We start from the raw sequence: 19,514 nt of genomic DNA on the forward strand, positions 1-19,514 counted from the left end.
CGCCCGGCGAGCCGCCCCGCCCCCGCCCGGCGGGCCGCTCTGACCTGCCCGGTGAATGGACACCCGCCGGCCGGGGAAGGCATGGGTACCAACCTTCCCAGACCTGCTCCGGGGCCCCAACCGCCCCCACGACCCGCGCCCCTTCCCGCACGCAGTCCCCCACACCACCCACCCCACGGTCCAAGTCGTGTCATGCGCACGGCATGAATCGATTCACGAGTGGAGGGTCCATGGCCGCCTCCCGCCCCGCCGACCCGGACGACGCCCCCGTGGTCGCCCTGCGCGACGTGTGGAAGAGCTTCGGCGCCGTCGCCGCCCTGCGCGGCGCGCACCTGGCGCTGCGCGCCGGTGAGGCGCACGCCCTCGTCGGCGAGAACGGCGCCGGCAAGTCCACGCTGATCAGGGTGCTCGCCGGGGTGCACCGCCCCGACCGGGGCGTCGTCGAACTCGACGGCGCGCCCGTCGAGTTCAGGAACCCGCAGGACGCGCGGGCCGCGGGGCTCGCCGTGATCCACCAGGAGCCGGGCCTCTTCCCCGACCTGACCGTCGCGGAGAACGTCTTCGTCGGCCGGCAGCCGCGCGGCCGGTTCGGCCGGATCGACGAGCGCGCGATGCGCGCCGAGGCCGGCGCCGTGCTCGCCCGCCTCGGCGTGCCGCTCGACCCGCGCCGCCCCGCGCGCGGCCTGTCGATCGCCGACCAGCAGATCGTCGAGATCGCCAAGGCCGTCTCCCTGAAGGCGCGCGTGCTGGTGATGGACGAGCCGACGGCCGCGCTGTCGGGGCCCGAGGTGGAGCGGCTCTTCTCGGTGGTCGAGGCGCTGCGCGCCCAGGGCGCCGCCGTGCTGTTCGTCTCCCACCGCTTCGCCGAGGTCACGGCGCTGTGCCAACGGGTCACCGTGCTGCGCGACGGCGCCCATGTCTCCACCGCTCCGCTCGCCGAGACCACCGTGGACCGGCTGGTCGAGCAGATGGTGGGCCGCGAGCCCGACGCGCTCCTCGTCCGGCGGGACTCCCCGGACGTCCCGGACGCCCCGGGACAACACCCGCCCGGGGCCCCGGCGTTGGAGGTGAAGGGCCTGAGCCGCGCCGGCGTCTACCGGGACGTCGGGTTCGAGGTCAGGGCCGGCGAGATCGTCGCGCTCGCCGGGCTGGTGGGCGCCGGCCGCTCCGAGGTGGCGCGCGGCATCTTCGGCGTGGACCCGCGCGACGGCGGAACGGTCACGGTCGCCGGCCGGGTGCTGCCGCCGGGCCGGCCCCGGGCCGCGATGGCCGCCGGGCTGGCCCTCGTTCCCGAGGACCGGCGCCAACAGGGCCTGGTGCTGGCGCTGTCCGTCCAGCGCAACGCGACGCTGCCGCGCGCCCGCCAGCTCTCCCGCTTCGGCTTCCTCGTCGGCGGCGCGGAGCGGCGCGCCGCCCGCGAGTGGGCGGAGCGGCTGCGCACCCGCTACGGCGACCTGGACGATCCCGTGGGCACGCTCTCCGGCGGCAACCAGCAGAAGGTGGTCCTCGCCAAGTGGCTGGCCACCGGACCCCGGGTGCTGATCGTGGACGAGCCGACCCGGGGCATCGACATCGGCACCAAGGCCGAGGTGCACCGGCTGATCGCCCAACTCGCCGCCGACGGCGTGGCGATCCTGCTGATCTCCTCCGAGCTGCCGGAGGTGCTCGGGATGGCCGACCGGGTGCTGGTGATGCGCGAGGGCCGGCTGGTCGCGGAGCTGCCGCGCGCCGAGGCGACCGAGGAACGGGTGATCCGCGCAGCGACCGGTCACGAGACGCCGGCCGGTCCGTCCCGGGCGGCGCCCCGTGGGGAGGTGACCGCGTGACCGTCGCCGGGAGGCCGCCGGAGCGCGAACGCGGCGGCGCCGCGCTGCTGGACGCGGTGCTGCGCTTCCGCGCGCTGGGCCTGCTGGTCGCCCTGGTGCTGCTGGTCGCGGTCACCTGGCTGGCCAACTCCCGTTTCCTGTCCGCCCAGTCGATCCGCGACATCCTGCTGGCGACAGCGCTGACGCTGCTGCTGGCCTGCGGGATGACGATGGTGGTCGTCGGCCGGGGCATCGACCTGTCGGTGGCCTCGGTGCTCGGCCTGTCCGCGTTCGGCACGGCGACGGTGCTCGCCGACCACCCCGGGCTGCCCGTTCCGCTCGCCGCCCTGGTCGGGCTGGCCATCGGCGCGGCCTGCGGCACGGTCAACGGGCTGGTCATCGCCTACGGCCGGGTGCCCGCGCTGGTGGCGACGCTCGGCACGCTCTATGTCTTCCGTGGCCTGGTCTACTTCCTCGCCGGCGGCTCCCGGATCAGCGCCGGCGAACTCCCGCGCGGCTTCCTGGACTTCGGCACCGCGCGGGTGCTGGGCGTGCCCTGGCTCTTCCTGATCGCGGTGGCGGTGCTGCTGGCCGTCGGGGAGTTCCTGCGCCGCCACCGGGCCGGCCGCGACCTGTACGCGATCGGCTCCCACGAGGAGGCCGCCCGGCTCGCCGGGCTGCCCATCCCCTCGCGGCTGCTGCTGGCCTATGTGGTCTCCGGCACCCTCGCCGGGCTCGGCGGCGTGCTCTACGCGGCCCGCTACGGAACGGTCGACGCCTCCGCCGGCTACGGGATGGAGCTGGACATCGTGGCGGCCGTGGTGGTCGGCGGCGTCGCGATCTTCGGCGGCAGTGGCAGCGTCTACGGCGCCGCGCTGGGCGCACTGCTGCTGACCGTGATCAACAACGCGCTGCCGGTGCTGGGCGTCGACCCGTTCTGGCAACGGGCCGTCGTCGGCGCGCTGATCATCGCGGCCATCGCCCTGGACCGGCTGGTCGCGCTGCGCGTCGCGGCCTCGCTCCGCGGAAGGGACGACGCCCATGTCCACTGAGAACGCCGCGCGTTGGCCCCGCCTCCCCCGACGCCTCGCCGGCTGGGACGCGGCGGTCGTCGCGCTCACCGTGCTCACCCTGCTCGTCGCCTCCGGCGCGGTCGACGAGTTCGGCACGACGCGCAACGCGACGTTCCTGATCCTCGACCTGGCGCCCGTGCTGCTGCTGGCGCTGCCGATGACGCTGATCGTGGTCAGCGGCGAGATCGACCTGTCGGTGGCCAGCACGGTCGGCCTGACCAGCGCGCTGATGGGTGAACTCTGGGCCGGGGGGCTGCCGTTGGAGACCATTGTGCCGCTGGCGGTGCTGGCCGGCGCGGTGCTCGGCGCGTTCAACGGGCTGCTGGTGACCGTGCTCGGCCTGCCCTCGCTGGCCGTCACCATCGGCACGCTCGCCCTCTACCGTGGCCTGGCCTATGTCCTCCTCGGCGACACGGCCGTCGCCGACTTCGCGCGGGACTACACCCGTTGGGCCAACGGCTCGCTGGGCGGCGGCTGGGTGCCCAACGTCGTCCCGCCGATCCTGCTGCTGGTGGTGGCGTTCGCGCTCGCCCTGCACGCCACGCCCGTGGGCCGGGCGATCTTCGCGATGGGCGCCAACGACACGGCCGCCGCGTTCGCCGGCATCCCGGTGGAGCGCACCAAGTTCTTGCTCTATGTGGTCTCCGGCGCGGTCGCCGGGCTGGTCGGCGTCTACTGGACGCTGCGCTACTCCACCGCCCGCGCCGACAACGCGGAGGGCCTCGAACTCACCGTCGTCGCCGCCGTGTTGCTCGGCGGGGTCTCCATCTACGGCGGGCGCGGCACGCTGCTGGGCGTGGTCGCCGGCGTCGTGCTGCTGACCTCGCTCCAGAACGCGCTCCGCCTGGCGAAGGTCTCGGCCGACGCGCTCACCGTCATCACCGGCACGCTCCTGATCCTCTCCGTGCTGCTGCCCAACGTCTCCGCCGCGCTGGGCGCCCGCCTCCGCCGCCGCACGCCCGCACCGCCGCCGTCGCCGTCGCCCCCAACGCCCGCCGCCCGCACCGCCGTTCCGCTTCCCGAGCCGACACGAAGGGATGGCCGACCATGACCCGCACCCCAGCCCCGACCACGAAACCGGGCAGAACCCGTGCCCGCCGCGCCGCGCTCGCCCTCGGCCTGGCCCTCACCCTCGCCGCCTGCGGCGGCACCACCCGGGACAGCGAGGAGGAACGCGACGACGCCCCCGCCGGCGACGCCACCGCCGACCCGGACGCCGCCTACGCGACCGACCTGAGCGTCGCGATGCTGCCCAAGTCCGTCAACAACCCCTACTTCGAGGCCAGCAGCGAGGGCGCCGAACGCGTCGTCGACGAACTCGCCGGCTCCTACGAGTACACCGGCCCCTCCGACGCCTCCGCCTCCTCCCAGCTGTCCTATGTCAACACGCTCAGCCAACAGGCCACCGACGTCGTGCTGTTGTCCGCCAACGACCCCAACGCGCTCTGCTCCGCGCTGGAACAGGCCCGCGCGCTGGAGACGACGGTCGTGACGTTCGACTCCGACGTGGCGCCCGAGTGCCGCGACGTCTTCGTCAGCCAGGTGGACGGCGCCGAGGTCGGCGGCGCGCTGCTGGAGATGACGGCCGAACAGATCGGCGGCGAGGGCGAGATCGCGATCCTGTCGGCCACCGCCAACGCCACCAACCAGAACGCCTGGATCGACACCATGGAGGCCGAGCTGGCGGAGAACCCCGACTACGCCGACATCGAACTGGTCGCCGTCGCCTACGGGGACGACGAGGACGAGAAGTCGTTCCGCGAGACACAGGGCCTCCTGGCGGCCCACCCCGACCTGGCGGCGATCGTCTCCCCCACCACCGTCGGCATCGCGGCGGCCGCCCGTTACCTCCAGGGCTCCGAGTACCGGGGCGAGGTGGCCCTGACCGGGCTGGGCACGCCCAACCAGATGCGGGAGTTCGTCGCCGACGGCACGGTCACGGAGTTCGCCCTCTGGGACCCGACCGCGCTCGGCGAACTCGCCGCCTACGCCGGCGCGGCCGTCGCCTCCGGCATCATCACCGGCGCGGAGGGCGAGACCTTCACGGCCGGCGAACTGGGCGAGTACACCGTCGGCCCCGACGGCGTGGTCACCCTGGGCCCGCCGACCCGCTTCAACGCCGACAACATCGACGACTACGACTTCTGAGACGGGGGCGGGTGAGCTGGGGCCGGCCGGTCAACTTCCGGTGCCCGCCCGGCCGTTGCCCGGTCGACGCAGGCCGGGCGACGGGCGCCTGGGGCACCATCGAGGAACGGAGACGGGCGGGAACGGGGAACGGGGGCGCGGGTGGCGGAGGACGACGCGGAGCTGGCGCGGGCGGTGCGGGAGGTGCTGCGCTGGGCCTCGGACGACGTTCCGCGTTTCCGCCGGCTGCTGGGCTGGCTCTGCGCCACGGCCTACGATCCGGCCGTTCCCCGCGCCCGCGCCGCCGACGAGGCGAGTGACCTCGGGCTGGACTCGCCCGAACTCGTCGCGTTCCACGCACTGTTGACCGACCTCCGCTGCGGCGAGCCGGAGCCCCGCGCACTGGCCGCCCGGCTCCGGCTCGCCGCACGGGCGGCCTCCCGCGCATCCACTTCGGAGCGGGCCCGCGCCGCCCGCCTGCACGCCGCCCTGCTGCTGCGCGCCAACCTGGCGGCGCCCGGCACCATGGACTTCGACGAGATCGACGAGGAGGCCGTGGCCGAGCCGGACCCCGCCGCCGGCGAGGGCGGGTTCACCTGGCGAAGCCCGCTCGACGTGGAGCAGTACCTCGTCTTCCAGCTCGACATGACCCGACTCACCCAGACCGGTGACCTGAAGCGCCTGGAGCTGGGCATCGCCCGACTGCGGGCGTTGCTGGACGGCCTGCCCGAGAACGACGAACGCACCCCGGAAACCCGCCGCGTCCTCACCGCCCTGCTCACCGGTTGGCTGGAGGCGGCGGCGCAGCTGGGCGGCAGCCTGCGGCTCGGCGACGATGTGCTGGCACTCGCACGGGAGTTGGACGCCAACGGCCCCGGCCGCTCGGTCGAGGTGCCGCCGGCGCTGGCCACCATCCAGCGGGAGCGGGCCCGGGCCCAACGTGAGGGCGACCTCGACACCATGCGGCGCCTGGTCGGCGAACTCACCGAGTTGCTGGCCGCGTTGCCCACCGATCACGAGCTGCGTTTCGCGGTCCTGGGTGCCCTGGCCGCGCAGGAGCACGAACTGGCCGCCCGCGAGGGTGACCGCGAGATGACCGCCGCAGCGGCGCGCCACTACCGGGAGTTGGCCGAGACCGACCGGCGCCGGGTGCCCGCCACGCTCGCCGCGTTCCTCCCCATGCTGCGGGCCAACGCCTTCGCCTGCCTGGTCTCGCTGGCACCCGTCCGCGAGGCGGTCTCCCACGCGTTGACGGCCGCGCGCGAGGCCCTGGTCGCCCCGCATCCCCACCCGAGCAGCGAGGCCCTACTCCTGCACACCCTGGGCCGCGCGCTGCTGCACGCCGCCCGGCACCTCGACGACCGTGCGGTGCTGGAGCGTTCGATCAGTGTCCTGGCCCGATGCCGCGACCTGCTGGTCGAGGGGCGCTGCCCGCCCCACAGCGGCGAGGTGCTCGTGCAGCTGTCGGAGGCGCTGTGGCTGCGCGGCCAGTGGGGCGGCGACCGGGCCGACCGGGACCTGACCAACGCCCGAACCGTTCGCCGCGAGGCGTTGGGTGTCCTGGCTGACGACGTGCTGCTCCAGTCCGGCGCCGAGCACGGGCTGTCCGTGGCCCGCGCCGGTGCGACCCACGCGCTGTGGCTGGCGCGCGAGGCGGGGAGCGAGCCGGCCCAGGCGGTGTACGCGTTGGAGATGGGCCGGGCCCTGGTGCTGCGCGCCGCCTCCGTGGCGCGCGACGTGCCCGAGCGGTTGGAGGCGCGCGGGGAACGGGAGTTGGCGGCGCGGTGGCGCGCCGAGGCCGGGGCCGGCCCGCTGCCGGGGGCGGCGGCCGACGCGTTCCTCACGCCGGGCCTGCGCCGGCTGGCGCTGGACGCGCTGCGGGAACGGGTTCCGGGCGAGTTGCTGCGGCCGCCGGAGCCGAAGGCACTGGCCGCAGGGCTGACGGCGGCCGGCGTGGACGCGCTGGTGTATCTCGTTCCCGGGCGGCGCCCCGGCGTCCCCGGCGTCGCGTTGATCGTCCGCCCCGGCGGCGCCGCATCGCTGACGCTCCCGGAACTGGTCATGGACGAGTCGATCCCCGAACGGCTGGACGACCGCACCCCGCTGGACCGTTACCTCGACGCGGCGGCGAACCGCTCCCGCACGGGCGGCGATCCCCGCGTGCACTCCAGCTGGCGGGCCGCGTGGGAGGGCCACTGGCGGGTGGAGCTGCGCGGGCTGTGCGACTGGGCCGGGCCCGCCGTGATGGCCCCCGTCCTGAACGCCGTCGGCCGGCCTCCCGGCCGCGCGCCCCGCGTCGTGCTCGTGCCCTGCGGCCCGCTCGGCGCCGTTCCCTGGCACGCGGCCCGCGTCGGGAACGAGCACGGTGCGTATCGGTACGCCTGCCAGTCCGCCGTGATCAGCTACGCGTCCTCCGGCGCCGAGTTCCTGCGCGCCGCGCGGCGCGAGCGGCTGCCCGCCGAGGCCGGGCAGCTGCTGGTCGCCGACCCCCACCTCACCCTCGTCTGGGCCGAGATCGAGACGGCGGCGCTGCGCGCCCGCTACCCACGGGCGCTGCGCTACGGCTCGTTTCTTTCCCTCACCGACGCCGGCGACGCGGCCGGCACGCCCGAGGAGGTGCTGGCCGCGCTGCCCGGCGGCGCGGCGCCGGCCGCGATCGTGCACCTGGCGTGTCACGCGATGGCCGGGGTGCACCCGGCGCGTTCCGCGCTGCGGCTCGCCGCGCCCGAAAACGGCCCGGGCGACGGCGAGTTGACCGTGGCCGACATCCTGGACCGCGCCGGCGCGGCGCCCGGAACGACGGCCGGCCCGCTGGTCGTGCTCAGCGCCTGCGAGACGGACCTGAGCACCCGCGACCACGACGAGGCGTTGACGTTGGCCACCGCGCTGGTCAGCCGGGGCGCGACCGATGTCATCGGCTCGCGCTGGGCCATCCAAGACGGGGCGGCCGCCGTGATGATGGCCGTCTTCCACGACGCCCTCACCCGGGGCGGCCAGGCCCCGCCCGACGCGCTGCGCGCCGCCCAGCTCTGGATGCTCGCCCCCGACCGGACCCCGCCCCCCGGCCTCCCGCGCGACCTGGCCCGCGAGGCGGCGCGCCGCGACCTCGACGCGTTGCACCTGTGGGCGGCGTTCACCCACCAGGGCAACCCGGCGGGCGGCGAAGCGGCGTCGCTCGGCTGATCAGCTGAAGGCGGCCTCGGGCCGGTCGGCGTTGACCAACAGCGGCAGCCGGCGGCGCTGCCCGGCGGCGATGATCGCGTACTGGTACAACGCCGGCGGCTCGTGCAACTCCCGCATCGGCACCCAACTCGCCCCCTCCACCGGGTCGTTGTCCGGCACCTCCGGCAACACCCCACCGTCCAGCACATAGGAGAACCCGTTCAACTCCCCCTCCTCGTCCGTGGTCGGGGTGACGGCCAGCACCTCGGCGAGGGAACGGTCGCATCCGGTCCGCTTCATCAGCAGCTCCCGCGCGGCCAGGATCACGCACCGCCCCTGCGGCACCGTGCCGTGCGGCAGCACCCACCCGTCATCCATCCCCTCCCGCTTCCCCCGCACCATCAACACGTGGTTCGACGCCGTGGTCGCCAACACGTGAAAGGTGAACGGAACCGAGGAACGGACAATCGTCGTACGCATGAAGAACCCTTGTCTCGTGTAGGTGAGTTGACTTGCTTGACTTGCTTGGTTGGTTGGTTGGTCAGTAGGTGAGCGCCGGGAGGAAGCCGGCCAGGGCGGTCAGCAGGCACATCAGTCCGACGAACGCCGGCCCCAACACCCCGCCGGACTCCGGGGGTTGCTCCGGACCGGTCTCGTGCGGGCGGGGCACCACCCGCCAGTGCCGCTCCGTCCGCGCCAGAAACAACGTGTGCTCCGGGTACTCGGCCGTGTGTTGGATCGACCACACCGCCACCGGCAGCTCGTCGTCGTCGAACAGCGGCGAACGCGCCTCGCAGCTCATGCACTCCGCCCCGTAGATGCCCTCGGGCACCCCCGGCCCCCGCTCCTTGACCAGCACCCAGTCCGCGCCCCGAACGATCTCGGTCATCCCCCGCCCTGCCCCTTCGTCTCCGTTGGTTGATAGACATCGGCCAGCCGCCGCAGCCGCCGCCCGAACACCGTCCGCGCTTTGCGGTACCGGGCCTTCCACCCCGACTCCGCGAAGTCCCAGACCATCGCGTGCAGTTGATCCAGACACCCCCCACAGGCGTAGAGCGGAGCGTGCGCCCCCACCGTGGAGACCGCCCCGATCCACACCACGGCCGTCACCTGGTGACCGCAGAAGAACCAACACGGCCCGACCACCCAGGAGTTGGCCCCCCGCCGGCCCGGCAGCGGAAGCATGAACTCCCACTCGCCGCCCATCAGGTGGCCCGCCGCCCGGCGACCGGGAACCGGAACCAGACCGACTTCCCCTCCCCCGCCGGCGAGTAGCCCCACTCCTCGGCCATCTGGCCCAGCAGCCACAGCCCGCGCCCGCTCTCCGAACTCCAGTCGGGAACGGCCGCCTTGGGCACGTGGGACGAGCGGTCATTCACGGAGACGCGGATACGTTCACCCTCGCGGGTGATTTTCAGCCGGCATCTCGGGTCGTGAGCGACGTGTTTGACGACGTTGCAGAGCAATTCACTGACTCCGAGCCGCGCCAGCTCCACTGCCTCAGCGTCACCACCGAGTCGGCTCACGACGGCGCCGGCGATCGCCCGCCAACGCTCGAAATCACGCGCCCGAGCCGTTAACTGCCAGCTGTAGACGCCCAGTTCAGCAGCGGGTTGTGGAACGATGATCATGGGCACCTCCCGGAGCCTGCGCGGTTCGCGCATGAGGGTGGGCAGACAACGGCAACGCCCCGTGACCAAGCGAGCGCTCCGTGTCGTGAGACACAATGACGCAGAGACACCCCATCGCGCAATCCTGCCTCAGCGTGAAATTGCATCTTCCTCAAACGGGCCGTCAGTTCATGGCACACTGCCGTGCATGATGACTGCGAGCCCGGTGGTTCGGCGCCGCCGACTGGGACAGGAACTGAAGCAGCTGCGCGAGGACGCGAAGCTGACCGCCGCCGAGGTAGCACGGCAGGTGAAGTTCTCGCCTTCGAAGATGTCCCGCCTGGAGGCGGGACGCGGCGCTCCGGCAGTGGCCGACGTGACCACGATCCTCGACTTCTTCGAGGTGCAGGGTGAACGGCGGGACCAGTTGTTGAAGCTGACCCGCGAGGCCCGCAAGAAGGGGTGGTGGCAGCTCTACAGCGACATCCCGTACTCGACGTACATCGGTCTCGAAGCCGAGGCGAAGATGATCCTGACCTACCAGCCCGTCGTTCCCGGCCTGTTCCAGACCAGCCGCTACGCCGAGGCCATCAACCGTTCCACCGTCCCGGGCATGAGCGATGACGCGGCCGAGCAGCAGCACGATGTGCGCTTGCAGCGCCAGGAGTTGCTCAACCTGGCCAACCCGGTCCAGGTGCGGGCCGTGATCGACGAGTCGGCGATCGCCCGGGTGGTCGGCGGCCCCGAGGTGATGAAGGAACAGCTCGGCCGGCTGCTGGAACTGGCCGCCCAACCCAACATCCTGCTCCAGGTGATCCCCTTCTCCAACGGGGCCCATCCGGGGACACTGGTAGGGCCGTTCGTTATCCTCCAGTTCGATCATCAGGAGGACGCGAACGTGGTGTATGTCGAGTCCAACAGCGACCCGTACGTCCGCAACACCGAGCGCTACGAGTTGATGTTCGACAACCTGCGTGCCAACGCGGTCAGCGTCCCCGAGTCGCTGGCACTCATCAAGAACAGGATGTCCGAGCTATGAACAGCGAATTGGGCCGGGTCTCCGACCTCGCCCACGCCGCATGGCGCAAGCCCCGCCGGAGCCAGGGCAACGGGGAGTGCGTCGAGGTCGCCGACGGCTTCCCCGGCGCGGTCCCCGTCCGCGACAGCAAGAACCCGGGGCCCGCACTCGTCCTGCCCACCCCGGCCTGGACGACCTTCATCGACCACCTCAAGCACTGAAGCACCCCCGGCACCACCCACCCCCCTCCCGAACCCCGCCGCCCCAACAGGCGCCGGGGTTCGCCCCTTTCGCCCGCCGTGCGCCCTCCCCGGACGTGCCTGCGGATGAGATCCTGCACGCGGCGGAGACACTTCACCACGGCGCGACACCGAGGAGGACGGCCATGCAGAAACCCGAGTTGTACGCGACCGATCCCAGCACCCTCGTCTGGCAGAAGAGCAGCCTGACCGCCAACAATGGTCAGTGCTTCGAGCTGGCCCCGCTGCCCGACGGCGGTGTCGCGTTGCGCGACTCGAAGAACCCCGACCGCCCGCACCTCTGCTTCACCGCAGGCGAGTGGGCCGCCTTCAAGGGCGGCATCGCCAAGGGCGACTTCGACAACCTCTGACCGACCCGAGACAGCCGGCCCGACCAGCCGGCCTCTCCCCCTCCCGAACCCCGCCGCCCCAACAGGCGCCGGGGTTCGCCCCTTCTCCGGCGCCGGCCATCCGGGGACACTGGTGAGGCGCGCGTCCGCCAGCCTGACACTCGTCACGAACAGGAAGGCCGAGCCATGACCATCGCATCGGGTCGGATCACCGACCTCGCCCACGCCGCATGGCGCAAGCCCCGCCGGAGCCAGGGCAACGGGGAGTGCGTCGAGGTCGCCGACGGCTTCCCCGGCGCGGTCCCCGTCCGCGACAGCAAGAACCCGGGCCCCGCACTCGTCCTGCCCACCCCGGCCTGGACGACCTTCATCGACCACCTCAAGCACTGAAGGCCAGCGCCGAATAGTCGGGCACGCCGAGGAGGGGATGGGCTTTTGTCCACGATGCCGGTTTCCGCGAAAGTAAGTAAAACCGCCCTCCCCGCTGAGGAGACCGCAGGTCAGCTTCTCTGCTCCCCGCGTACGCAGGGATGGTCCCGCCTCAACAGCCAGCACCCCGAAGCTCCCAAGGTGGTCCCCGCGCGCTCGGGGTGAGTGCGGGTGGCGTGTGTGTCCGGTCTGTCTGCGGGCCGGTGGCCGGTGCGGGGCAGCCCGTTGCTCGGTTGGTTCGTTGACGAAACGCGTTGTGCGGGGTTGGGGTTGTGGCGCGGACCACGACGTGCGGCCTACATGGCGGGTGGATCGGCCGGGTGCGGGCGTAACGAATGACTGTGAGGGGCTGGCTGGGAGGGGGAGGGGCGTCTTCCGGAGGGTCGATTCGTTGTCGTCGGGGGTGGTCGGGAGTGGCGACCGTGCCCTCCGGGCGCAGGGACCGCGCCGAGTTCGAGGGCCGGTTGGCCACTGGGGGCGTGCGTGGCGCGCACCGGCTTCGCCGGCCTGCCCCGGCGGATGGCCCGTCTCGGAGTGTGGCCGAGCGTCGGGCGTCTCACGGGGACGGTGCCGGTTGGTCGCTGAAGGGTGCGGTGAGTGGTGGGGTGGGGTCAACGACCACGCTGCCGCGCGAACAACGCCTCCCGTCGTCATAGCCCGTGCCCCGTCGACTCCCGAAACGGGCGCCGGGGGTGGGGGACTCTTTTTCTAGGTGCCCGTTTGGAAGTGAACAGTTCGTTCAACACCCCCAGCCCGCACGGCCTTTGCTCGGACGCCGTCATCCGCAGGGCACCCGGCTGTGCTACCGCCCCGGGTCTGACAGCACAGCACGGCGGGCCTCGGTCTGGGGTCATGTCTATCGGGGCCGACGTACAGCCACATACGGTCGGCAGGTGGGCGCCCGCCCCTCTGCCACCGCGTGACGCGCTCGGTGATCTCGTCCCACAAGCGTGCCGAGCCGCCGCCCTGCCGGACCATCCACCGTTCCCCGTCTCGAAGGGCGCGCCCAAGGCCGGCATCGCCAAGGCGACTTCGACAACCTCCGACAGCCCCAAGACCACCGCCCCAACCACCCATCAGCACTCCTCGCCCCAAAAGACCCAGAGGGCCGCCCCCTTCACGCGGAACACCCCCGCCCGAACACTCCACCTCGGTATGGTGGCCGGCGTCGAGCAGTGCGGAACATCAAGGAGGGGATGGGCTTTTGTCCACGATGCCGGTTTCCGCGAAAGTAAGTAAAAACCGCCCTCCCCACCGATAAAACCCCAGGTCAGCTTCTCTGCTCCCCGCGCACGCGGGGATGGTCCTCTCGGCCAAGGCACCGCCCGGGCCTGACGTCACAGCACAGCGCAGGTCCGGCCCGATGTCACGGCCAGGTGAGGCGTTGTCCGTCGGGGCCGACGTGCAGGCGCATACGGTCGGCGGGCGGGCAGCCGTCCCGCTGCCATCGCGTGACGCGTTCAGTGATCTCGTCCCACAGGCGTGCCGTGCCGCCCTGCCGGACGAACCACCGTTCCCCGTCCCGGAAAACGACCGCCCACGCCTCGGCGTCCACGTCGATCACGACGTGTTCCGCCCGGCCGTCACGTTCCAGCGTGAGTCGCTGTGCGCGCGGTACCGCGAACTGCGCCACGAAACGAGCGGTCCAGTCGTCGAGCACATCCGCGCCCAGCTCTGCGGGCACCGCGTCACCCCCGCCCAGGTTCGGCAAGATGCCCAGCGGGGCCGGAAGGTGAGGGCGGGCCAACATGAACGAGACCCCTCCGCCAAGGACCGGACCGCTTGCCGTTCCGTCGTCGGCGACGGTGAGCCGTACGAGTTCGGAGGCGTGCATCCATCCGCCCACGGTGACCAGGATCTCCCCGCCGGGGCGGGTCTGCGTGAGCCAGTCGGCCGGCACGGTGTGGACGCCGCATGTGGCGATCACGCGGTCGTACGGACCGCCGTCCCCGTCGCCCGCCAGGCCGTCACCGACCACGCGGGTGGGCCAGTAGCCGGCACCCGCGAGCGCGATCCCGGCACGGGCGGACACCTCGGCGTCAACCTCGACGGTGGTTACGTTGTCCTCGCCAACGACCCGACACAGCAGGGCGGTTGAGTAACCCGTGCCCGTGCCGACCTCCAGCACACGCGTCCCTTCCGTCACCCGCAGGTCTTCGAGCATCCGCACGACCAGACTCGGCAGAGTGGACGAGGACGAGGGCGCCGCCGCGATGCGCCCCTCCACCTGATCGGGGAAGACGCCACCGGCCACCTGCGTCACGAAGGTGTCGTCCTCGTAGATCCGCGCGAGCCCTTCTGCCGAGTCGCCTGCCGCAGGCCGGTACCAACCGTCTTCCTCGTACTCGAACCAACCGCGCGAAAGGAACGCTTCGCGGGGTACGGACAACACGGCCGCTTCCCATGCCGGACTGCGCAAAGCACCGGTCTTTGACAGGCGTCGCGCGAGGTCCGCTCGTAGGTGCTCCGAGGGCAGGGGTTCACTCATGCCGACTCGTCTCCGTTCTCCAACAGGTCTGCGATGGCGGTGGTGATCGGCAGCCCGGCAGCGTCTTCGAGCCACGCCCACTGGCCGTTGGGATTGCACTCCAGGAACCACCATCCGCCGTCGGCGGTCACAGCGAAGTCGAAGGCGCCGAAGTTCAGCCCGAAGGCGGCCAGGAACCGTACGAGCGCCCGCTGTATCTCCTCCGGACAGGCAACCGGTTCATAGGTGAGGCTCTGGTACTCGGCTCTCCAGTCCACGACCCCGGGCGGCGCGGTGATGCGGGCACTGAACGCCTGCTTGCCCACGGCGACCACGCGAACATCCGCCACCTTGTTCACCTGCGCTTGGAACAGGTGAGCGCTGTGGCTCACCGCACTGTCAACCTCGTCCGATTCGACTGGGGCGGCCCAGATTCCGGCGGGCTCGCCTTCAACCTCGTATGCCCCCGCGTGCAACGGCTTGTAGATGGTCGGCTGTGCAGCGCAGAACACCCTGGCCTCCGTCGGATCGTTGGTGATCAGCGTGGCGGGAACGGTGAACCCGGCCCGGAGCGCCACAGACAACTGCGTGGGCTTGTACTCCGCTCGCGCGATGGCCTGAGGGTGACTCAGGTACAGGCATCCCGGCAGCGCGCCCAGCACGCCACCCAGACCGCGCCAGTTCTCCCGCGCGGCGAACCGGACTGCCTGCTCGCCACTACCCGTCGAGTACGGACTGGGCCGGCGGTGGTACAGAGCACGGACGGCGGACAGATCCGCTGTACGCGCCCCCGTCGACAACCACCCATCCCAACCCTCCACAGACGTCTCCCCGGATGCACCCCGACCCGCAATGCGCGCGGCGAGCAGCACGGTCGCCGGGAAATCGCGTCCCGGGTCGAACCGGAGAACGGGCACCCGGCGCCGGTTCAGTTCCGCGATGACCAGATCAGCGGTCGCATCCTCGGCCTCCGTGCAAACCAACACCGGGCGTCCGTCCATGGGCTCTGACCTCCTAATCCTGTGTCGCGTCGTGGCCGGAGTCACCATCCATCTTGCCGTCCTTACCGACCTGGGTGGGCGGGTAGGTGTTCACGCTCGTGCCGTGCTTGCCGAGTTCGGCTGGCGTCATCACTCCGTCTTCCCCCACCCATCGGCCCGTCTGGGTGGTCGGATCGATGCCCGCGTACCGCCACAGCGAGTGAGAACCGTTGCGCAGCGGAGCCATGCGGCGCATCCCCCACGGGATCGGTGCGACGGTCTCGGTGCGTGTGAACCTCGTCTGCACATCTCCTCCTCGTTCACTTCGTACGGGGCGCCACCCAACCGGAGCAGGCGCCCCAACTCGACGGCATCCATGCCCTCGACAGGAGCCGTTGCATACCCAATGCAACACGGAGTGGCGAGATATCAGGCATCATGGCAAAAATCAGCAGGAAGATATCTGTTGGGCAATTGGAACTCGCCATTCCAACGGACCCGATGCGGAGCCAGGCGCCTGCGGCGGAGAAGGTGAATTCGCCGGGGCACCCGAACCAGCCATTTTGCGCCGCCCCGTCCGTGAACCAGTAATCCTTTGACCGCGTACAGCAGGCGCAGCTGGCCTCCGTTGCGCGATCTCTGGTTCGTGGCAGACCAGCGGGCTGCGCCCATGACCGGCATGGTTATGGCGACTTCGACAACCTCCGACAGCCCCAAGACCACCGCCCCGACCAGCCAGCGCTCTTAAACCGCCCTCCCCACCGATAAAACCCCAGGTCAGCTTCGCGATCCCCGCGCACGCGGGGGTGGTCCCCGGGCGCCGTAGACGCTGAGCTTTTCCTGGGCGTGATCCCGCGCACGCGGGGATGGTTCTTTGGCGGAGGCGGTGCCCGGGTCTGATGCCGCAGTTCGCCGGGTGTCAGGCTTGGGTCAGGCTCAGGTGGGGCGTTGTCCGGCGGGGGGCGCGGGGGACTCCCGCCTCCGGGCGCGTTCGCTGCGGGAGTCGGCGGGGCGCGGACTACCAGGACGGCAGGCGTTGTTCGCGCGGCAGCGTGGTCGTTGAGCGAACGCAACACCCACCGGCCCGCCCCACACACGACCGGCACCGTCCCCGCGAGAAGCCCGACGATCCGCCACATCCGGGACAGGCCACGCGCCGCAGCAGGCCGGCGAAGCCGGTGCGCGCTACGCACGCCCCCAGCGGCCGGCCGGCCCGCAAAGAACGCCGCAGTCCCTTCGCCCGGAGGGCACGCACCGCCACTCCCCACCACCCCGACGGCAACGAACTCACCTTCCGGGAGACGCCCCTCCCCCTCCCAGCCAGCCCATCACAGTCATTCGTTACGCCCGCACCCGGCCGATCGTTCGCCACGTAGGCCCGGCGTCGTGGTCCGCGCCCGAGCCTCAACCACCATGCCCACACCACTCGTCAACAAACCAAACGACCAGTCGGGCTGCCCCGCACCGGCCACCGGCCCGCAGCCAGACCGGTCACAACCCACTACCCGCACCCACCTACCGCCGCCCCGACCCCGCCACCGCCACCGTCGTCACCTCGTCCAGCAGCCCGTCCAGCGCCGCCGCGATCCCCGGCGTGGGGCGGAACCCGGTCTCCTTGTCGACAAGTTCCTCGATGCCCGGCAGCGCCACCGGCTCGCCGGTGAGGCGCATCCCCAACCGTTCCAGCACCGGCCGCAGCGCCTCGGCGGCCGGGGCGCCGCCGGAGGCACCCGCGCTGTAGCTGACCAGCGCGACCGGCTTGTCGCGCCACTCCGCGTAGAGAAAGTCCAGCGCGTTCTTCAACGCGGCGCCGTAGCCGCCGTTGTACATCGGCAGCACGATGAGGAACGCGTCGGAGGCGTCGATCAACGCGCTCCAGTTGCGGGTGTGTTGGTGGCGGTAGCGGCCGGTCGACGGATGCTCGGGCTCGTCGAGGAACGGGAGGCCGACCTCGGCCAGGTCCACCAGGCCCACCTCGCCGAACGGCTCCCGTTCCGAGGCCCGGCGGAGCAGCCAGGAGCCGACGGGGAGGCCGTTGGAGCCGGGGCGGTTGCTGCCGACGATGATGCTGAGTCGAGGCACGGTGTGGTTCTGCTTTCTCTGAAGTCTCTCCGGCGGGGCGGGCGGCCGGGCCGAAGACCGGCGCACCGTTGCACACGGTATGCGAACGCTAGACCCGGAGTGATGAGCCTGCCGCCGCCCGGGGTGCCGGCGGCGGCAGGCTCAGCCAGGTGAGGGCGAGCTGGGTCAGCGGGCCGATGGTCAGCGCGTAGAGCACCGTGCCCAGGCCGACCGGGCCGCCCAGCAGCCAGCCGACGGCGAGCACGCCCAGTTCGATCCCCGTGCGGGCCCGGCGGATCGACAGGCCGCGCCGGGCGAGTCCGGTCATCAGGCCGTCGCGCGGGCCCGGGCCCAGGCCGGCCCCGACGTAGAGGCCGGTGGCGACGGCGCCGGTGCCGACGCCGGTCGCCAGCACCGCCCAGCGCAGCGGCAACGCGTCGAGCGTCGGCACCAGTTCGAGCGTGATTTCGGCGGCGATGCCGACCAGCAGCACGTTGCCGACGGTGCCGACGCCCGGCCGTTCCCGCAGCGGTATCCAGGCCAGCAGCACCAGCACGCCGACCAGCGTGACGACCAGGCCGAGCGGGGCGCCGGTGCGTTCGGCGAGGCCCTGGTGCAGGACGTCCCAGGACGGCAGGCCCAACTCCGCGCGGACCAGCAGGCCGAGCGAGCAGCCGAAGAGCGCGAGCCCGAGCAGCAGGGTGGCCAGTCGACGCGGGAGGGACACGGGTTTATATGACACGTCATGCACAGGGAGAACGTACCATGCCTGCATGACGCGTCAAGAAAACCAGGGGGAGACGGTCGCCACGGGCGAGGGCCCGCGTTGGCTCAGCCCGGAGGAGGACCGCGCCTGGCGCGGCTGGCGACGGATGCGGCTGCTGCTCACGGCCCGGATCTCCGCCGACCTCGCCGCCGACAGCGGGCTCTCCGACCCGGACTACGACGTGCTCTCCAAGCTCTCCGAGGCCGGCGGCGAGCTGCGGGTCACCGAGCTGGCCGGCTCGATGCTCTGGTCGCAGAGCCGGATCTCGCACCATCTGGTGCGGATGGCGCGGCGCGGCCTCGTCACCCGGGACAGCTGCGCCGAGGACCGCAGGGGAACGGTCGCCCGCCTCACCGACGAGGGCCGGGCGGCGATCGAACGGGCGGCGCCGGACCATGTGGCCTCCGTGCGCCGCCATCTGATCGACCGCCTCACCCCGGCCCAGCTCGCCGCGCTGGCCGAGATCGCCGAGGCGGTGACCGAGCCGCTGCTCGCCGACGGTCGGGAGGAGGCACCGGCAGACGACAACGGATGAGGCGCCGGGCGATCGCGCTTGACCTCAGGTCGACCTGAACTCGCACCCTTGCGGGCATGAACCACACGACAGACGCCCACACGCCCAACGATCACCCGGCCAACGATCACGCGCCCACCACGAACGGTCACCCGGAACGGCCCCCCGCGCTGCTCGCCCGGCTGGACGCCGCCGACCGGCTGCCGGGAGCGGCCGAACTGCGGTCCTGGTCCTACGCGTTGCTGGCCCCGGACAGGCAACGGGCCGCCGCCACCGTCGTGGACGTCGGCTGCGGCGGCGGGCGGGCGGTCGCGGAGCTGGGGGAACGCGGGGTGCCGGCGGTCGGCGTGGACCCGGACGAGCGGATGATCGCGGCGGCGCGGGCCCGTTTCCCCGGCGCCGACCTGCGGATCGGCGACGCCTACGCGCTGCCGCTCCCGGACCGCTCGGCCGGCGGCTACCGGGCGGAGAAGGTGTTCCACGAACTGGCCGAGCCGGAACGGGCGTTGGCCGAGGCCCGCCGGGTGCTGGCGCCCGGCGGGCGGATCGTGCTGCTGGGCCAGGACTGGGACACCCTTGTCATCGACTCCGACCACCCGGCGCTGACCCGCACCCTGGTGCACGCGCGCGCGGACCGGGTGACCGAGCCGCGCGCGGCGCGCCGTTCCCGTGCGCTGCTGCTGGACGCGGGGTTCGCGGACGTTCGCCTCGCGGTGCGCACCCTGGTGCTCACCGGCCCTGACGCGCTGCCGGTGCTGCTCCCGCTGGCGCGGGCGGCGGCCGAAACCGGCGCGGTCACCGCCGAGGAGGCGGACGCCTGGACCGCCGACCAGCGCCGCCGCGCGGAACGGGACCGCCTGCTGCTGGCCCTCCCGATCCTGGTCGCCTCGGGCACGGCCCCCGCCTGAACGGC

At 72.3% G+C, this 19,514-nt stretch carries 20 protein-coding genes; 11 read left to right on the forward strand and 9 right to left on the reverse strand.

Annotated features, from left to right (window positions below):
- Positions 1 to 230: 230 nt before the first annotated feature.
- From EBN88_RS01530 to EBN88_RS01550, 5 genes are all read left to right on the forward strand, one after another.
- Entirely contained in the window at positions 231 to 1,826 is a 1,596-nt protein-coding gene (locus tag EBN88_RS01530) for a sugar ABC transporter ATP-binding protein (protein WP_122181948.1), read from the forward strand.
- Positions 1,823 to 2,857: an ABC transporter permease gene (locus EBN88_RS01535; protein ID WP_122181949.1), complete on the forward strand. Its 1,035-nt coding sequence runs from the start codon at positions 1,823 to 1,825 to the stop codon at positions 2,855 to 2,857. Before EBN88_RS01530 ends, EBN88_RS01535 begins: the two co-directional genes overlap by 4 nt.
- Positions 2,847 to 3,929 (forward strand): ABC transporter permease, encoded by a 1,083-nt coding sequence (locus tag EBN88_RS01540; protein WP_122181950.1) that lies wholly within the window; start codon positions 2,847 to 2,849, stop codon positions 3,927 to 3,929. Before EBN88_RS01535 ends, EBN88_RS01540 begins: the two co-directional genes overlap by 11 nt.
- The gene (gene rhaS / locus EBN88_RS01545) at positions 3,926 to 5,026 is read left to right on the forward strand and encodes a rhamnose ABC transporter substrate-binding protein (protein WP_122181951.1); all 1,101 of its coding nucleotides are present in this window, start codon (positions 3,926 to 3,928) and stop codon (positions 5,024 to 5,026) included. The genes EBN88_RS01540 and rhaS overlap by 4 nt, the downstream gene beginning before the upstream one ends.
- Positions 5,027 to 5,167: 141 nt before the next feature.
- Complete coding sequence (locus EBN88_RS01550) at positions 5,168 to 8,188, forward strand: CHAT domain-containing protein (protein ID WP_122181952.1); 3,021 nt, start codon at positions 5,168 to 5,170, stop codon at positions 8,186 to 8,188.
- On the opposite strand, the gene EBN88_RS01555 is transcribed toward EBN88_RS01550, so the two are convergent.
- The 4 genes from EBN88_RS01555 to EBN88_RS01570 form a co-directional block, all read right to left on the reverse strand.
- Positions 8,189 to 8,647, reverse strand: a complete 459-nt coding sequence (locus tag EBN88_RS01555) for an NUDIX hydrolase (RefSeq protein ID WP_147472618.1) — start codon at positions 8,645 to 8,647, stop codon at positions 8,189 to 8,191.
- A 61-nt stretch (positions 8,648 to 8,708) separates the two neighbouring features.
- The gene (locus EBN88_RS01560; RefSeq protein WP_122181954.1) at positions 8,709 to 9,056 is read right to left on the reverse strand and encodes a DUF7848 domain-containing protein; all 348 of its coding nucleotides are present in this window, start codon (positions 9,054 to 9,056) and stop codon (positions 8,709 to 8,711) included.
- Positions 9,053 to 9,373: a hypothetical protein gene (locus EBN88_RS01565; protein WP_122181955.1), complete on the reverse strand. Its 321-nt coding sequence runs from the start codon at positions 9,371 to 9,373 to the stop codon at positions 9,053 to 9,055. The genes EBN88_RS01560 and EBN88_RS01565 overlap by 4 nt, the downstream gene beginning before the upstream one ends.
- Positions 9,373 to 9,798: an ATP-binding protein gene (locus EBN88_RS01570; RefSeq protein WP_122181956.1), complete on the reverse strand. Its 426-nt coding sequence runs from the start codon at positions 9,796 to 9,798 to the stop codon at positions 9,373 to 9,375. The genes EBN88_RS01565 and EBN88_RS01570 overlap by 1 nt, the downstream gene beginning before the upstream one ends.
- A gap of 187 nt (positions 9,799 to 9,985) precedes the next feature.
- On the opposite strand from EBN88_RS01570, the gene EBN88_RS01575 reads away from it, so the two are divergent.
- The 4 genes from EBN88_RS01575 to EBN88_RS01590 all read left to right on the forward strand — a co-directional run bounded on the left by EBN88_RS01575 (position 9,986) and on the right by EBN88_RS01590 (position 11,774).
- Positions 9,986 to 10,816, forward strand: a complete 831-nt coding sequence (locus EBN88_RS01575; protein WP_233580377.1) for a helix-turn-helix domain-containing protein — start codon at positions 9,986 to 9,988, stop codon at positions 10,814 to 10,816.
- Positions 10,813 to 11,016 carry a DUF397 domain-containing protein gene (locus EBN88_RS01580; protein ID WP_122181958.1) on the forward strand — a complete coding sequence of 68 codons (204 nt, stop codon included), beginning with the start codon at positions 10,813 to 10,815 and terminating at the stop codon, positions 11,014 to 11,016. Before EBN88_RS01575 ends, EBN88_RS01580 begins: the two co-directional genes overlap by 4 nt.
- A gap of 164 nt (positions 11,017 to 11,180) precedes the next feature.
- Positions 11,181 to 11,405: a DUF397 domain-containing protein gene (locus tag EBN88_RS01585; protein WP_122181959.1), complete on the forward strand. Its 225-nt coding sequence runs from the start codon at positions 11,181 to 11,183 to the stop codon at positions 11,403 to 11,405.
- A 165-nt stretch (positions 11,406 to 11,570) separates the two neighbouring features.
- Positions 11,571 to 11,774: a DUF397 domain-containing protein gene (locus tag EBN88_RS01590; RefSeq protein WP_122181960.1), complete on the forward strand. Its 204-nt coding sequence runs from the start codon at positions 11,571 to 11,573 to the stop codon at positions 11,772 to 11,774.
- 1,405 nt (positions 11,775 to 13,179) lie between these two features.
- Here EBN88_RS01590 and tgmC read toward each other — a convergent pair.
- From tgmC to yczE, 5 genes are all read right to left on the reverse strand, one after another.
- Entirely contained in the window at positions 13,180 to 14,301 is a 1,122-nt protein-coding gene (tgmC, locus tag EBN88_RS01600) for an ATP-grasp peptide maturase system methyltransferase (protein ID WP_122181961.1), read from the reverse strand.
- Positions 14,298 to 15,281: an ATP-grasp ribosomal peptide maturase gene (tgmB, locus tag EBN88_RS01605; RefSeq protein WP_122181962.1), complete on the reverse strand. Its 984-nt coding sequence runs from the start codon at positions 15,279 to 15,281 to the stop codon at positions 14,298 to 14,300. The genes tgmC and tgmB overlap by 4 nt, the downstream gene beginning before the upstream one ends.
- 13 nt (positions 15,282 to 15,294) lie before the next feature.
- Positions 15,295 to 15,516, reverse strand: coding sequence for a putative ATP-grasp-modified RiPP (locus EBN88_RS01610; protein ID WP_122182025.1), 222 nt, complete (start codon positions 15,514 to 15,516; stop codon positions 15,295 to 15,297).
- Between the two features lie 1,259 nt (positions 15,517 to 16,775).
- Positions 16,776 to 17,342 (reverse strand): NADPH-dependent FMN reductase, encoded by a 567-nt coding sequence (locus EBN88_RS01615; protein WP_122181963.1) that lies wholly within the window; start codon positions 17,340 to 17,342, stop codon positions 16,776 to 16,778.
- An 88-nt stretch (positions 17,343 to 17,430) separates the two neighbouring features.
- Positions 17,431 to 18,048, reverse strand: coding sequence for a membrane protein YczE (gene yczE / locus EBN88_RS01620; protein WP_233580379.1), 618 nt, complete (start codon positions 18,046 to 18,048; stop codon positions 17,431 to 17,433).
- Between the two features lie 46 nt (positions 18,049 to 18,094).
- Between yczE and EBN88_RS01625 the strand changes: the two genes are divergently transcribed.
- Together EBN88_RS01625 and EBN88_RS01630 are read left to right on the forward strand one after the other, a co-directional pair.
- Positions 18,095 to 18,622 carry a MarR family winged helix-turn-helix transcriptional regulator gene (locus EBN88_RS01625; RefSeq protein ID WP_233580380.1) on the forward strand — a complete coding sequence of 176 codons (528 nt, stop codon included), beginning with the start codon at positions 18,095 to 18,097 and terminating at the stop codon, positions 18,620 to 18,622.
- Between the two features lie 56 nt (positions 18,623 to 18,678).
- Positions 18,679 to 19,509, forward strand: coding sequence for a methyltransferase domain-containing protein (locus tag EBN88_RS01630; RefSeq protein WP_122181965.1), 831 nt, complete (start codon positions 18,679 to 18,681; stop codon positions 19,507 to 19,509).
- Positions 19,510 to 19,514 lie beyond the last annotated feature (5 nt).

Source organism: Streptomyces triticirhizae (assembly GCF_003696235.1).
Lineage (GTDB): Bacteria > Actinomycetota > Actinomycetes > Streptomycetales > Streptomycetaceae > Streptomyces > Streptomyces triticirhizae.

Bases quoted from the DNA above. Each gene is read 5' to 3' on its own strand.
- rhaS (WP_122181951.1), top strand. From the start codon at position 3,926: ATGACCCGCACCCCAGCCCCGACCACGAAACCGGGCAGAACCCGTGCC.
- EBN88_RS01540 (WP_122181950.1), top strand. From the start codon at position 2,847: ATGTCCACTGAGAACGCCGCGCGTTGGCCCCGCCTCCCCCGACGCCTC.
- EBN88_RS01590 (WP_122181960.1), top strand. From the start codon at position 11,571: ATGACCATCGCATCGGGTCGGATCACCGACCTCGCCCACGCCGCATGG.
- EBN88_RS01575 (WP_233580377.1), top strand. From the start codon at position 9,986: ATGATGACTGCGAGCCCGGTGGTTCGGCGCCGCCGACTGGGACAGGAA.
- tgmC (WP_122181961.1), bottom strand. From the start codon at position 14,301: ATGAGTGAACCCCTGCCCTCGGAGCACCTACGAGCGGACCTCGCGCGA.
- tgmB (WP_122181962.1), bottom strand. From the start codon at position 15,281: ATGGACGGACGCCCGGTGTTGGTTTGCACGGAGGCCGAGGATGCGACC.
- EBN88_RS01585 (WP_122181959.1), top strand. From the start codon at position 11,181: ATGCAGAAACCCGAGTTGTACGCGACCGATCCCAGCACCCTCGTCTGG.
- EBN88_RS01555 (WP_147472618.1), bottom strand. From the start codon at position 8,647: ATGCGTACGACGATTGTCCGTTCCTCGGTTCCGTTCACCTTTCACGTG.
- EBN88_RS01625 (WP_233580380.1), top strand. From the start codon at position 18,095: ATGACGCGTCAAGAAAACCAGGGGGAGACGGTCGCCACGGGCGAGGGC.
- EBN88_RS01565 (WP_122181955.1), bottom strand. From the start codon at position 9,373: ATGGGCGGCGAGTGGGAGTTCATGCTTCCGCTGCCGGGCCGGCGGGGG.
- EBN88_RS01580 (WP_122181958.1), top strand. From the start codon at position 10,813: ATGAACAGCGAATTGGGCCGGGTCTCCGACCTCGCCCACGCCGCATGG.
- EBN88_RS01570 (WP_122181956.1), bottom strand. From the start codon at position 9,798: ATGATCATCGTTCCACAACCCGCTGCTGAACTGGGCGTCTACAGCTGG.
- EBN88_RS01630 (WP_122181965.1), top strand. From the start codon at position 18,679: ATGAACCACACGACAGACGCCCACACGCCCAACGATCACCCGGCCAAC.
- EBN88_RS01530 (WP_122181948.1), top strand. From the start codon at position 231: ATGGCCGCCTCCCGCCCCGCCGACCCGGACGACGCCCCCGTGGTCGCC.
- EBN88_RS01560 (WP_122181954.1), bottom strand. From the start codon at position 9,056: ATGACCGAGATCGTTCGGGGCGCGGACTGGGTGCTGGTCAAGGAGCGG.
- EBN88_RS01610 (WP_122182025.1), bottom strand. From the start codon at position 15,516: ATGCGCCGCATGGCTCCGCTGCGCAACGGTTCTCACTCGCTGTGGCGG.